The sequence below is a fragment of the Agrobacterium sp. CMT1 genome (genome assembly GCF_037203725.1).
In the GTDB taxonomy this organism is placed as follows: Bacteria; Pseudomonadota; Alphaproteobacteria; order Rhizobiales; family Rhizobiaceae; genus Agrobacterium; species Agrobacterium pusense.
Genome location: NZ_JBBCAR010000017.1, coordinates 206,470 through 220,064 on the forward strand (window position 1 = coordinate 206,470; position 13,595 = coordinate 220,064).

The 13,595-nt window shown below is 59.7% G+C and carries 15 protein-coding genes; 1 reads left to right on the forward strand and 14 read right to left on the reverse strand.

Features of this window, described 5'->3' with window-relative positions; all coding sequences use genetic code 11:
- Positions 1-76: 76 nt before the first annotated feature.
- The 6 genes from WA845_RS20430 to WA845_RS20455 all read right to left on the reverse strand — a co-directional run bounded on the left by WA845_RS20430 (position 77) and on the right by WA845_RS20455 (position 4,718).
- Positions 77-610, reverse strand: coding sequence for a MerR family transcriptional regulator (locus WA845_RS20430; RefSeq protein ID WP_004441196.1), 534 nt, complete (start codon positions 608-610; stop codon positions 77-79).
- Positions 611-886: 276 nt separating this feature from the next.
- Positions 887-1,225, reverse strand: coding sequence for an integration host factor subunit alpha (locus tag WA845_RS20435; RefSeq protein WP_006697942.1), 339 nt, complete (start codon positions 1,223-1,225; stop codon positions 887-889).
- A gap of 243 nt (positions 1,226-1,468) precedes the next feature.
- Complete coding sequence (locus WA845_RS20440; RefSeq protein WP_022555989.1) at positions 1,469-2,440, reverse strand: beta-ketoacyl-ACP synthase III; 972 nt, start codon at positions 2,438-2,440, stop codon at positions 1,469-1,471.
- 4 nt (positions 2,441-2,444) lie between these two features.
- Positions 2,445-3,506 carry a phosphate acyltransferase PlsX gene (gene plsX, locus WA845_RS20445; protein WP_004441191.1) on the reverse strand — a complete coding sequence of 354 codons (1,062 nt, stop codon included), beginning with the start codon at positions 3,504-3,506 and terminating at the stop codon, positions 2,445-2,447.
- A gap of 101 nt (positions 3,507-3,607) precedes the next feature.
- Positions 3,608-4,171, reverse strand: a complete 564-nt coding sequence (locus WA845_RS20450; RefSeq protein WP_006697939.1) for a YceD family protein — start codon at positions 4,169-4,171, stop codon at positions 3,608-3,610.
- A 7-nt stretch (positions 4,172-4,178) separates the two neighbouring features.
- Positions 4,179-4,718: a ubiquinol-cytochrome C chaperone family protein gene (locus WA845_RS20455; RefSeq protein ID WP_022555988.1), complete on the reverse strand. Its 540-nt coding sequence runs from the start codon at positions 4,716-4,718 to the stop codon at positions 4,179-4,181.
- Between the two features lie 271 nt (positions 4,719-4,989).
- On the opposite strand from WA845_RS20455, the gene WA845_RS20460 reads away from it, so the two are divergent.
- Complete coding sequence (locus WA845_RS20460; protein ID WP_004441184.1) at positions 4,990-5,520, forward strand: outer membrane protein assembly factor BamE; 531 nt, start codon at positions 4,990-4,992, stop codon at positions 5,518-5,520.
- Positions 5,521-5,595: 75 nt separating this feature from the next.
- Here WA845_RS20460 and WA845_RS20465 read toward each other — a convergent pair whose 3' ends face one another.
- From WA845_RS20465 to nrdR, 8 genes are all read right to left on the reverse strand, one after another.
- Complete coding sequence (locus WA845_RS20465) at positions 5,596-7,734, reverse strand: sodium-translocating pyrophosphatase (RefSeq protein ID WP_112555048.1); 2,139 nt, start codon at positions 7,732-7,734, stop codon at positions 5,596-5,598.
- A 208-nt stretch (positions 7,735-7,942) separates the two neighbouring features.
- The gene (locus WA845_RS20470) at positions 7,943-9,172 is read right to left on the reverse strand and encodes an MFS transporter (protein WP_112555050.1); all 1,230 of its coding nucleotides are present in this window, start codon (positions 9,170-9,172) and stop codon (positions 7,943-7,945) included.
- 22 nt (positions 9,173-9,194) lie between these two features.
- Entirely contained in the window at positions 9,195-9,692 is a 498-nt protein-coding gene (gene nusB / locus WA845_RS20475) for a transcription antitermination factor NusB (RefSeq protein WP_112555146.1), read from the reverse strand.
- Positions 9,693-9,696: 4 nt separating this feature from the next.
- Positions 9,697-10,143: a 6,7-dimethyl-8-ribityllumazine synthase gene (gene ribH, locus WA845_RS20480; protein WP_004441178.1), complete on the reverse strand. Its 447-nt coding sequence runs from the start codon at positions 10,141-10,143 to the stop codon at positions 9,697-9,699.
- A 176-nt stretch (positions 10,144-10,319) separates the two neighbouring features.
- Positions 10,320-10,952: a LysE family transporter gene (locus tag WA845_RS20485; RefSeq protein WP_112555052.1), complete on the reverse strand. Its 633-nt coding sequence runs from the start codon at positions 10,950-10,952 to the stop codon at positions 10,320-10,322.
- A gap of 297 nt (positions 10,953-11,249) precedes the next feature.
- Positions 11,250-11,861 carry a riboflavin synthase gene (locus tag WA845_RS20490; RefSeq protein ID WP_112555054.1) on the reverse strand — a complete coding sequence of 204 codons (612 nt, stop codon included), beginning with the start codon at positions 11,859-11,861 and terminating at the stop codon, positions 11,250-11,252.
- Positions 11,861-13,105 (reverse strand): bifunctional diaminohydroxyphosphoribosylaminopyrimidine deaminase/5-amino-6-(5-phosphoribosylamino)uracil reductase RibD, encoded by a 1,245-nt coding sequence (gene ribD / locus WA845_RS20495; RefSeq protein ID WP_112555055.1) that lies wholly within the window; start codon positions 13,103-13,105, stop codon positions 11,861-11,863. The genes WA845_RS20490 and ribD overlap by 1 nt, the downstream gene beginning before the upstream one ends.
- A gap of 2 nt (positions 13,106-13,107) precedes the next feature.
- Positions 13,108-13,587, reverse strand: coding sequence for a transcriptional regulator NrdR (gene nrdR, locus WA845_RS20500; RefSeq protein WP_003512508.1), 480 nt, complete (start codon positions 13,585-13,587; stop codon positions 13,108-13,110).
- Positions 13,588-13,595 lie beyond the last annotated feature (8 nt).

Consider the following 13,595-nt stretch of genomic DNA (forward strand, 5'->3'; position numbering starts at 1 on the left):
TCCTTTTTACGGAGCCGCATTATCGGCCAAAGGGGTTTCTGAAAGGTTGGCGTCCCGAAACAGCTGTGGAAAAGGTTTAGCGAACCTGATCCAGCAGGCGCTTGCATTCGAGCAGATCAAACAGGGCCTCCTGCAAAAGCGCCTGGTCATCCTTGCCAATGCCGGACTTGCCCACCGATATTTCAGCGTCGCTGCCGCCACCGCCGAAACCGAAAAACCGGCCGCTTGGCTTCGCCTTCGGACGGCCGACGACCTCATCGCCATCGGTATCGATAACCCGCGGCTCGTTGACTTCCTTTTCGCCGCTCGCCGCCATGATGGCTTCCATGGTCGCGAGATCACCGGAGGCAATGGCAGCCACGAAGCGGTTGCCATTGGCTTTCAGCAGCTTCTGCACGCCCTTGATAGTGTAGCCATGGTCATAAAGAAGATGACGTATGCCTTTCAGCAGGTCGATGTCATCAGGACGGTAATAACGGCGGCCCCCGCCCCGTTTCATCGGCTTGATCTGCGGAAAGCGCGTTTCCCAGAAACGCAGCACATGCTGCGGCAGGTTCAGCTCATCCGCCACTTCACTGATCGTCCGAAACGCGTCGGGGCTTTTATCCAAATTTCCACTCCCATCCGAACCGGAGCGCCATGCATCCGGCCGGACACTGAACGAGAACGCTTTTCACCCGCCGGCCCGCATATCACGCAAGGTCAGGTCCGACCTTCGCGCCAACACCGGTTGCGACAGGATACAAATCACTAAAATTGATTATGATGTGAGTCGACCGAATTTCAACGGCTTGCGCGTTGAAATTCAAGCATGTTCACAGGAAGAATGGGAAAAAGGGCTTACGAAGGCGCAAAACCGCGCCATGGCGCTGCTTCGCGCGCAGGCTTACGTACCGGACTTCTGGCCCTTCTGCTTGGCTTTACGAGCGGTATGCGCTTTCAGAATGCGCTGCTTCAACACATTCGAAGCCTTGAAGGTCATGACGCGACGTGGGGAAATCGGAACTTCCTCCCCCGTCTTCGGGTTGCGGCCAATGCGCTCGTTCTTTTCCCTGATCTGAAACGTCGCGAAAGAGGAGAGCTTGACGACTTCACCGCGCGTGATCGCGTTGCATATTTCGTCGATAATCGTTTCGACCAGCTCAGCGGATTCGGTGCGGGACAGCCCGACTTTACGAAACACAGATTCTGCAAGATCTGCGCGTGTCACTGTCTTCCCGGCCATTTTTCCCCACAAACCGTGTCTGAATTCTTCTCTAGGAGACGCCGAGATTATTTCCCTTGTGGCGGCCGGTCAAGGGACTGTTCCAGATTCATTTGCGGCTTTCGGCAATCGCTGCAAGGGCTTAGAGCAACTGATACGGTTTTGACACAGGCCGAGCCGTCAAGACGCGCCTTATCGGGGCGTGAGCGCGAAAATCACAGCGGATTTCGCTTCACCGCCCCGGCAAACGCTGAAATCGCGCCTTTACCAGCGCAGCAACACCGCACCCCAGGTGAAACCGCCGCCCATGGCCTCCAGCATGACAAGATCGCCCTTCTTGATGCGGCCATCGCTTGCGGCAACGGCAAGCGCCAACGGAATGGAGGCCGCGGAGGTATTGCCATGCTGGTCAACGGTAATGACGACCTTTTCCGGGTCGATGTTGAGCTTTTTCGCCGATCCGTCGATGATACGCTTGTTGGCCTGATGCGGAACGAGCCAGTCCAGATCGTCTGCCGTGGTGCCCGTGGCTTCGAATGCCTGTTCAATCACGTCGGTGATCATGCCGACGGCATGTTTGAACACTTCACGGCCTTCCATGCGCAGATGACCGACCGTGCCCGTTGTTGAGGGCCCGCCATCGACATAGAGCTTTTCCTTGTGCGAACCGTCGGAACGCAGCTGCGCCGTCAGGATACCGCGATCGGCAGAGGTACCCTCGCCTTCCCCAGCTTCCAGAACAAGCGCGCCGGCGCCATCGCCGAAGAGAACGCAGGTGGTGCGGTCCTTCCAGTCAAGAATGCGCGAAAAGGTCTCGGAGCCGATTACAAGAACGCGCTTGGCCATGCCGCCGCGAATATAGAGGTCGGCGGTAGAGACGGCATAGACAAAGCCGGAGCAGACAGCCTGCATGTCGAAGGCGAAGCCGTGGGTCATGCCGAGGCGGTTCTGGATGTTCACTGCCGTCGCGGGGAAGGTGTTATCCGGCGTCGAGGTGGCCAGGATGATGAGATCGATATCGTCGGGCGTCAGACCGGCATTGTCGAGAGCCGCACGCGCAGCCGCTTCGCCGAGAGACGCGGTGGTTTCACCTTCGCCGGCGATGTAGCGCTGCTTGATGCCGGTTCGCTGCACGATCCATTCGTCGGACGTCTCCACGACGCCTTCGATTTCACTGTTGGTCATCACACGCTTCGGCAGCGCTGCCCCGAAACCACGAACTATAGAGCGGATCATTCCGTTATTCCTCGTCAGCCACGAGTGCTTCGGGCGCCGGGGGCGGAAGCCGTCTTGCGTGGTAAATCTTGAGATCGTTTTCTATTTTGGCCGTCAGGCCGTTATGAACCATGTCGTAGCCGACATCGACGGCGGAAGCAAAACCGATGGCATCCGTACCACCATGGCTCTTGATGACAATGCCGTTCAGGCCGAGAAACACGCCGCCATTGACCTTGCGCGGATCCATCTTTTCACGCAGCACGTCGAAGGCGCTCTTTGCGAGAACATAACCGATCTTGGCGAAGAAGCTGCGGGAGATCGCCTCACGCAGCAACGTGCTGATCTGGCGGGCGGTGCCTTCGGCCGCCTTCAGCGCGATATTGCCGGTGAAACCTTCGGTCACCACGACATCAACCGTGCCCTTGCCGATATCGTCACCCTCAACGAAACCTCGATAATCGATGGTGCCGAGATCTGCCTCGCGGATGAGTCGTCCGGCCTCGCGAACCTCTTCCTGACCCTTCACCTCCTCGACGCCGACATTGAGCAGGCCGACCGTCGGACGGTCAATATCGAAGAGCGCGCGCGCCATGGCGCCGCCCATCAGGGCGAAATCCAGAAGCTGCTGTGAGTCGGCGCCGATCGTCGCGCCTATGTCGAGCACGATGCTTTCGCCCTTCAGTGTCGGCCAGATACCGGCGATTGCCGGGCGCTCCACCCGCGCCATGGTGCGCAGACAGAATTTCGCCATGGCCATCAGCGCACCGGTATTGCCGGCGGAAACGGCGACGTCAGCCTCGCCGAGTTTCACGGCCTCGATGGCGCGCCACATGCTGGAGACGTAGCGGCCGCGGCGCAGCGCCTGGCTGGGTTTCTCGTCCATGCTGACAGAGACTTCACAATCGTGAAAGACCGACTTTTCCCGAAGTGCGGGATATTGTGCCAGAATGGGGTCGCATTTGCTCTTCTGCCCGTAGAGCAGAAAAGTTACATCGTTGTGCCGCTCGAGCGCCTTGGCGGCACCCGGGATGGCAACATCTGGGCCGAAATCGCCGCCCATGACGTCAATTGCAATTCTGATCACTCGTCCCTTATCCTTACTTGCCGCCAATCAAGCGGATTTTGCGCGAAAATACCTTTTCCGGCCTTCGTTACAATAAAATTATTTCAGCCCGGCTGGGCCATTCAGTCTTTTTTCCAATCTTTCAGCACGGCAAAGGGCGATGGCCGCTTCTCTTCTTCAGGTTCTTTTTCGGCCGTTTCGGGGAACGCCGCATCCGGTTTGCGCGGATAGGGATCGATGGCAAGGGCGGCAAATTCGGCAACGACAGCGCCGACATCGATGCTGTCGCCAGTGAACTGATCGGGAATGTCGGGACCATCGGGATCGAGTACGATTTCGCCTTCTTCGTTCGTGACCATCCGCGCCAGTTTCGAACCTTCCGGCACGAAAATCTGCTCGACAGTCTCATCGATCTTGCTCGACACCGGCTCCAGCGTCACGACGCAGGACTGGGTCACGGCCGCATGCACCTCGCCTTTTACCTTCACGCCATCCTTCTTCCAGCGGGATACCTGCAGCTCTGCCTTCAGATATTCGACGGAAACCACGTCCCAGAATTTCGCCAGCGCCTTGAGCTCTTCGGCGTCGGCTTCGAGACCAATCCTGACGGGATTGGCGGAAATATGGCCTACCTTCACGGGATAGGAGAAAGGCAGGTCGTCATTTGCGGCGTGTCGCGCGTTCATGTGAACCTCATCGTCCAGGCAAGGGCAGCGTCAGGCTTCCGGTTGCGATTGTTTCTTCGGAACAGGCGGCAAGTGCGGAAGAAGCCTCCATCATCCAGCCCGCCAGCCCATCCAGCGCCGGCGCGTTCTCGTCTGCCTGCGGATATATATTGCGCCGGAGCGCTGCGGCAAGGGCCGCAAGGTCGGACGTATCCAGCGCCGCCGCGTAGGATTCGAGACGGCCATAAAACATGCCGGCGAATTTCTTCATGCGTTTTGGCACGCCCTGATCGCCAATGCCAAGCTCACGGATGGAGTGATCAAGGTCCTGAAAGAAGGCGTCGACAATCTCCTGGGCAATCTCCTGCCCGCTGACACCGGAGGATTTGGTGCGGCGGAAATAGAGAATCATCATGACCGACAGCATCTCGAAACGGCCCATTACAGTGTCGGGGACCCCGAGATCGAGATAAAATTCGGGTGTGCGGGCTGCTGCCGTCAAGGTCGCATATTGCCTGTCAACTATGGCGCGATTGTTGTTTTTCTTCTTGAACAGCCCGAATATCATCGTTTTTTTTCCGAACGGGACGGGTGAATGCGCTTACCGCCCATCGCACTTGTTGCATGATCGTCAAAGCTGGTTTACCGAAGCATCCACGAATTGCAATGCTGTCGCGGTCACGTTCGTCTTTGCGCTGAAACAGTCGAAGAGAACCGGAGGAGTTCCAAAAGGCCGGGAAAGCATTGAATTTGGGGGGTGATCGGGATTTTCCGTCCCCGGATTGACACAATCATGTGCACAGACACTGTGCACCACGCAATGCCGGAAGGTGCCATTCATGATCGCAGTCGGGGAAAAGCAGTTGAGCAAGCAGAAATCCGCAAGTCACGGCAAAATTCTGAGCAAGACCGCCATCGCAATCGTGCTCGCATCCAGCCTGCTTTCCGCCTGCACCAGCACGACAGATGTATTCCATAACGGCTATGTCATGGACGAGCAGTCGCTCCAGCTGATCCCGGAAGGCTCGAGCCGTGAGCAGGTTCTCCTGACCATGGGCACGCCCTCCACGACCGCGACCTTCGGCAATGAAGTGTTCTATTACATCTCGCAGAAGCGTGTGCGCCGTGCGGCCTTCATGAAGCCGTCGCTGGTCGAACAGAACATTCTCGCCATTTATTTCAACAAGGACGGCGTCATCGAGCGCAAGGCCAACTACACGCTGCAGGACGGCAAGGTCTTCGACACGATTTCGCGCACCACGCCGACAGGCGGCAAGGACCTCACCTTCCTGCAGCAGCTGCTTTCCGGCGGCACCTCGGGCGCCAATATCGCCAAGAGCATTCTCGGCCAGGGTGGAAATACGCCCTGACCTCAGCAGGAACGGAAAATTCAAAGGCCCGGGGATCGCTCCCCGGGCCTTTTCAATTTGTCGAAACGGTAGCCTTCAGTGGGCGAGAACCGCCAGCAGCAGCAGCGCCACGATATTGGTAATCTTGATGGCCGGGTTGACCGCCGGACCCGCGGTATCCTTATAGGGATCGCCAACGGTATCACCCGTTACCGATGCCTTGTGCGCCTCCGAACCCTTGACGTGGCGCACGCCGTCCTTGTCGACGAAACCGTCTTCGAAGCTTTTCTTGGCGTTATCCCACGCACCACCACCAGACGTCATGGAAATCGCCACGAAGAGGCCGTTGATGATGACACCGAGCAGTGAGGCGCCGAGTGCGGCAAAGGCCGAGGCCTTGGAACCGGAAATCAGCAGCACACCGAAATAGACCACGAGAGGTGCCAGAACCGGCAGAAGCGACGGGATGACCATTTCCCTGATCGCCGCCCTGGTGAGCAGGTCCACGGCCTTGCCGTAGTCAGGCTTTTCCGTGCCGGCCATGATGCCGGGTTTTTCGCGGAACTGGCGGCGGACTTCCTCAACGATGGCGCCTGCCGCCTTGCCCACCGCCGTCATGGCAATGCCGCCAAAGAGATAAGGAATGAGGCCGCCGAACAGCAGGCCGGCAACCACGTAAGGGTTGGCAAGGCTGAAGGAAATCTCGCCTATATCCTTGAAGTAGGGATAGGTGTCGCCGTTGGCTGCGAAATAGGAAAGGTCGTTGGCATAGGCGGCAAACAGAACCAGCGCGCCGAGACCGGCTGAGCCGATGGCATAACCCTTGGTCACGGCTTTCGTGGTATTGCCGACGGCATCCAGCGCGTCTGTCGCCTTGCGAACGTCTGGATCAAGACCAGCCATTTCAGCAATGCCGCCGGCATTGTCCGTGACCGGGCCGAAAGCGTCGAGCGCGACGATCATGCCGGCGAGACCAAGCATGGCGGTAACGGCAATACCGGTGCCGAACAGGCCACCGAGCTGGTAGGTGCCGATGATGCCTCCGACGATGACGATGGCCGGCAACGCGGTCGATTCGAGCGAAACGGCAAGCCCCTGGATGACGTTGGTGCCGTGGCCCGTCACCGAGGCCTGGGCGATGGAATTGACCGGGCGCTTGTTGGTGCCGGTATAATATTCGGTAATGACAACGATCAGCGCCGTCACGACGAGACCGACAAGGCCGCACAGGAAGAGATTGGTGCCGGTGATTTCCGTGCCGGCCACCGTGCCCACCGTCCCCCAGCCGATCGTCGCATAAGTGGCGACGGCAAGACCCGCGACGGAGAAGATGCCGGTGGCGATCAGGCCCTTGTAGAGCGCGCCCATGATGGAATTGTTGGTGCCGAGCTTCACGAAGAAGGTGCCGGCAATCGAGGTCAGGATGCAGGCGCCGCAGATCGCCAGCGGATAGACCATTGCGCTTTCGAGTATCGGCGTTCCCGCAAAGAAGATCGCGGCGAGAACCATGGTGGCCACCACCGAAACGGCATAGGTCTCGAAAAGATCGGCCGCCATGCCGGCGCAGTCACCAACGTTGTCGCCGACATTGTCGGCGATGGTTGCGGGGTTGCGCGGGTCATCCTCAGGAATGCCCGCCTCGACCTTGCCGACGAGATCGCCGCCGACATCGGCGCCCTTTGTGAAGATGCCGCCGCCGAGACGTGCGAAGATGGAGATCAGCGAAGCGCCGAATCCGAGCGACACCAGCGCATCGATCACTTCCCGCGAGCCGGGCGCATGGCCCATCACCGAGGTGAGGATGAAATAATAGATGGATACGCCGAGCAGCGCGAGGCCCGCCACCAGCATGCCGGTAATGGCGCCTGATTTGAACGCGATGTCGAGTCCGGCGGACAGGCTGTGCGACGCGGCCTGCGCCGTGCGCAGATTGGCCCTGACGGACACATGCATGCCGACGAATCCGGCAACACCTGAAAGGACAGCGCCGATGATGAAACCGATCGCGGCCATGGATGACAGGAGATACCAGGCCAGAACGGCGACGATCAGGCCGACGATGGCGATGGTGAGATATTGGCGGGTGAGATAAGCTTGCGCACCTTCACGGATATAACCTGCTATTTCACGCATGCGCTCGTTGCCCTGATCGGCATCGAGGACGCTCTTGGTTGCCCATACCGCGTAAACCACGGACAGGACACCGCATAAAATGACTATGGGTATTACGGTCATGCGCACTTACCTCCCAAAAGGCCGGGCCTCACTCCCACCCCGGCGTGGCGAAACCATGTGCAGCGGGACGCGGACGGCCTGTCCGAAGTCCCCTATTGGGCATTTGTTCCCCTCCCAAGGAAAAATGTCCTCGACGGGAGATTGCGTTGGCGCGACGTCTCGCGTCAAGCCCACAAATTTGCCTGAAACTTGAAAGGCGTAGCGCCGGCTATGCGACTGAGGCCGCTTTTCTGCGTGCCGTGAAGATGAGCGACAGCACCAGCAGGAGGCAAAGCCCTGAAACGGGCCAGATGACGAGGTTCATAACCGACCAGCCCCATGCCGTGAAGACCTTGCCGGAGGAGAAGGATGACAGGGCAACCGTGCCGAACAGCACGATATCGTGAAATCCCTGCACCTTGTCCGCTTCATGCGGGCGGTAACTTGACGTGATGATGGCGGTCGCGCCGATGAAACCGAAATTCCAGCCAAGCCCGAGCAGAATCAGCGCCGTCCAGAAATTCCACAATTCGATGCCCATGTGGGCGACGATGGCACAGGCCATCAGCACGATGAGGCCGGAAGCGACAATCTTTTCCGCGCCGAACCGGGAAATCAGCATCCCGGTGAAGAAACTCGGACCGAACATGGCAAGGACGTGCCACTGGATGCCGAGCGTGGCGAGTTCGGTCGGGAAACCGCAGCCGACCACCATGGCAAGCGGTGCGCCGGTCATCATGAAGGTCATCAGCGCATAAGAGCCTATGCCGCAGATCATGCCGGTGACGAAACGCTGCGTGCGGACGATTTCAGAAAGCGGCCTTGCCGATTCGACATGGGTGGCGGCCTTGGGATCGGGCAACTTCAAAAACGCCAGAATGGCGATCGAAACGAGCCCCAATGGCACGAGCGCCATGAAAGCGCCGGCAAAGGTGACCGGCGCCAGCAGGTCCTTGCCGAAGATGGCGAGCTGCGGTCCGACAATGGCGGAGATGATACCGCCCGCAAGTATCCAGGAGATAGCCTTGGGTTTGTAGAAGGACGGCGATGCGTCGGCTGCGGCAAATCGGATCTTCTGCGTAAAGCCGCCGGAAATGCCGATCAGCAGCAGGCCGACGGCAAAAAGCCAGAAATCCGACCGGAAGAGCGCGACCGCAGCAACTCCGCCGCCGATCGAGCACATCAGTGCGCCGACCATGAAGCCAGCCTTGCGGCCGAGGAAACGGGATGCGGCCGCCACGCAGATCGCGCCAAGCGCCACACCGATATTAAACCCGGTAAGCGGTGCGGTCGCCAGCGACTTGTCGGCGCCAAGCAGTTGGTACCCTACGAGCGCGCCGACGGAAAAGCTCATGGGCGCGGCCGATCCCATGATCGCCTGCGCCATGGTGAGGAGGAAGACGTTGCGCTTCGCCTCGTCCAGTTGACCTTCAAGTCCGGGGACGGAAACGGCGCTCATCTCTTCCTCATCTGCTTTTAGTTCAGCGTTTTGCCTCGCCGCGCACCTGCTTGGCAATGCGGTCAAGAACCGCATTCACCAGCTTCGGCTCGTCATGCTCGAAGAAAGCGCGGGCGATTTCAACATATTCCGTGACAATGACGGCGACCGGCACGTCCTTGCGCTCGAGAAGCTCGAAAGTTCCTGCACGCAGGATAGCGCGGACGGTGGCGTCGAGTCGCGACAGCGGCCAGTCTTCGAGAAGGGCGGAGCGCACCAGCGGGTCGATCTTCGTCTGGTCACGCACGACGCCCGAGACGATCGAACGGAACCACGACGGGTCGGCCTTGAGATAGGTATCGCCATCGACTTCCTGGCCGAGACGATGCGCTTCATATTCAGCGACGACTTCCATAACGCCGGTTCCGCCGACATCCATCTGGTAAAGCGCCTGCACGGCCGCAAGGCGGGCTGCGCCGCGCTGATTGGCGGGCTTTACCGAAGGCTGGCGCGGTTCACCGCCATTTTCCACATTAGACATGCGTTCAGCCACCCAGTTTTTTCTTCAACTCGATCATCGTGAGCGCCGCACGGGCAGCGAAACCACCCTTGTCCTTGTCGGAGCGGCGCACGCGCGCCCAGGCCTGCTCGTCGTTCTCGACGGTGAGGATGCCGTTGCCGATCGGCAGCGATTCGCTGACGGCCAGATCCATCAGGGCGCGGGAAGATTCGTTGGCGACGATATCGAAGTGATAGGTCTCACCACGAATGACCATGCCGAGTGCGACAAAACCGTCATATTCGGTGCCGTCATTGTCGGCGCCATCAAGCGCCATGGCGATGGCGGCGGGGATTTCGAGCGCGCCGGGAACGGTGATGACGTCATAGGTGGCGCCGGCTTCATCAAGCGCGAACTTCGCGCCTTCAAGAAGAGCGTCGGCCATATCATCGTAAAAACGTGCTTCCACGATAAGAAGATGGGGTTTGGACATTTGAGGGTTCCTGGGGATTTTCCCGAAAAGCTTGACGCCGGATCACACCGGCATTTGCGGCGGTCAAACCACGGCTGGCCGTTTTTGGCAAGTAATTTCATGTGTCGGCGGCGCAAGCGGCCGCGTTTGCAGGGCATTTGGCCGGGTTTTGCGCTCCCGGCGCGGCTCCCCGTGAATCAGGTTTTCTGGAAAGCGAGATGGACGCCAAGCCCCATCAGCACCGTTCCGGCAGCACGGCGGACAAGCATCTGCACCGCTCTCGAACGCTTCAAGCGCCCGACCATTGCGCCTGCCAGAAGCACGCCGACGAGATCGGCGGAGGAGAAAATGAAATTGACGGCGATGCCAAGGATCAGGAACTGCAGCCAGACGGGAAAGGCGGCGGCCGGATCGACGAATTGCGGCAGGAAAGCCAGAAAGAACAGCGCTGTCTTCGGGTTGAGTACATCAACGATGATGCTGTCGATGAAGGCGCGGCGTGCCGATTTCGGCTCGATGGTCAGATTGACCCCCTCGCCTTCCATCTTGCCGCGCAACATCGAAAAACCGAGCCAGACCAGATAAAGCGCACCACAGAGCTTCACGGCGAGATAGAGCCACGGAACCGCCTGAAACAACACCGAGAGACCGGCCGCAGAGGCGAAGATGTGGACATAGCAGCCGACATGGATGCCGAGCACTGCCATCAACCCGGCAAACCGGCCGCGCGCCATGGTCTGCGCCGCCGCGTAAAGCATGGCCGGACCGGGGATATAGGCGAACAGGGCGGCGGTTATGAAAAAGGCGGTCAGCAGTTCGAAGGAAGGCATGATGTATTTCCCCTGCCCCGTTTGGCTCGCGGTCGATATCAAACGGCCAAAAAGTCTTATAGCGTTTCCAGCTTCATCGGAAGCGGGTGCTTGAGAACAATTGCTATAGGCCGCGATTTCAGGTGTTGGCCACTCCCCTTTCCGTCATTCCGGCCTTGAGCCGAAATCCAGTCGACGCGTGTCTGCGCGGCGGGAAAAGTTCTTTCAGCCCAAAGACTTGAGCTGACTGGATTCCGGCTCGAGGCCGGAATGACGGAGGAGGCGTCGGTGCGTCCTCCTCTCCAAAGCATCGTCACATTACGCCGAGGGGAATTCCGCAAGCCGCGCGGCGTAACGGGCCATGGTGTCGACCTCGAAATTGACGAAATCGCCCGGCCGGCGCTCACCCCAGGTGGTGACGGAAAGCGTGTGGCGGATCAACAGCACGTCGAAATCGGTGCCATCAACGGCGTTCACGGTGAGCGATGTGCCGTCGAGCGCCACGGAGCCCTTGGGGGCAACGAATTTCGCCAGATGTTCCGGCGCGCGCAGGCGGATACGCACCGCCTCGCCTTCCGGCTCGACCGACAGGATTTCCGCCTTGCCGTCCACATGGCCGGAGACGATATGACCGCCAAGCTCATCGCCGATCTTGAGCGCCCGCTCCAGATTGACGTGGGTGCCCTTCTGCCAGCTGGCAATCGTCGTCAGGCGCAAGGCCTCTTCCCATGCTTCGACCTCGTACCAGCGCTCATTGCTGCCATCATCAGGCAGCTTCGTCACCGTCAGGCAGACGCCGCCATGGGAGATGGACGCGCCCATATCGATGGTCTTGGGGTCGTAATTTGTAGCCACCCGCAGACGCACGCCTTCGGCCAGAGCTTCCAGCTCGGAAACGGTTCCGACGTCGGTGACAATTCCGGTAAACATCAAATCGGCCTTTCATAATTGAAGCAGCGATCCGGCCCGTAGGCGGTTTCACTGATCAGAGCATAGTCGCCCTTGATGTCGGCACGGCTGAGCGGCGTTACAATGCCGCCCTTGCCGATCACGACGGGGCTTTCAAACAGCATGATACGATCCACCAATCCAGCTTCAAGGAATGATTTTGCGGCAAAGGCGCCGCCTTCAACCAGAAGTTCCGACATACCGCTTTCGGCAAGGATGTGGAGGAGGTTTTCGAGCGTGGGGGCTTCGAGGATTTCGACGCCGGCGTTGGTCAGGAGTTGGCGGCGGAGGTCGAGGTTACCCCCCTCTGCCCTGCCGGGCATCTCCCCCTCAAGGGGGGAGATTGGCAAGGGGCTGTCCGCTCGTTCAAATTGTGCCCTATAGGCACCCTCTCCAGCCGTCGATGCAGGGCGAAGCAGCGCTCCATCGATCTCCCCCCTTGAGGGGGAGATGCCCGGCAGGGCAGAGGGGGGTAAAGCGGCAACCATCACCGGAACTTCCCGCGCAGTCCGCACCAGTTTCGACGCCAATGGCAATTCAAACTGCCGATCCAGCACGATCCGCACAGGCGAGCGGTTTTCCAGACCGGCAATGCGCACGGTCAGCTCAGGATCATCCGCGATAGCGGTCCTGATACCAACGAGAATGCAGTCGCAGCGCGCCCGAAGTTGGTGCACTGCATGGCGTGACTCAGGGCCGGTAATGGCAATCTGCCCCTCACCTTGCCTGCCGATCATTCCGTCAGCAGAAACCGCAAGCTTCAGAATCACATGCGGGCGTTTTTTCACCTGTCTTGTGAGGTAACCGGCGAGCGCCCGTTGGGCTTCGGCACGCAGCAGACCGGTTTCCACCACGATACCAGCATCGCGCAATATCTGATAACCACGGCCGGAGACGCGCTCGTCCGGATCGTCCACCGCGACCACGACACGGGCAACGCCATATTCCACAAGCGCGTTGGCGCAGGGCGGGGTTTTACCCCAGTGTGAACAGGGTTCGAGCGTCACGTAGGCGGTCGCGCCGCGTGCCGTCTCTCCGGCCAGTTCCAGCGCCTGGCGTTCGGCATGGGGGCGTCCGCCGATGGCGGTCACGGCTTCGGCGATGATTTGTCCGTCCTTGACGAGAACACAGCCGACCGAGGGGTTGGTCAGCGTCTGGCCCTGGTGGCGAAGCGAAACCTCGATGGCCCGCGCCATGAACCTTTCGTCATCGGCACGGCTCATCACGTCTATGCTCCAGCGTCGGTATCGCGCGCGATCTTGGCGTTGATTTCGGCAATCACGTTCTCGAAATCCTCGGCATGGCTAAAATCGCGATAGACCGAAGCATAACGAACGAAGGCGACGTCATCGAGGCTTTTCAGTGCTTCCAAAACCTGAAGGCCGATTTCTTCCGAGGGGATTTCCGTCTCGCCGGAGCTTTCGAGGCGACGGGCGATACCCGACACGGCGCGTTCGATCCGGTCACGATCGACCGGTCGCTTGCGCAGCGCGATCTCGAACGAGCGCACCAGCTTTTCGCGGTCGAAAGGAAGCTTGCGGCCGCTTTTCTTGATGACCATCAGCTCGCGCAGTTGCACGCGCTCATAGGTCGTAAAGCGGCCGCCGCAATCCGGGCAGATGCGCCGCCGGCGGATGGAGGTGTTGTCCTCCGCCGGACGCGAGTCCTTGACCTGTGTGTCTTCGGAACCGCAGAATGGGCAGCGCATCGTCTTCT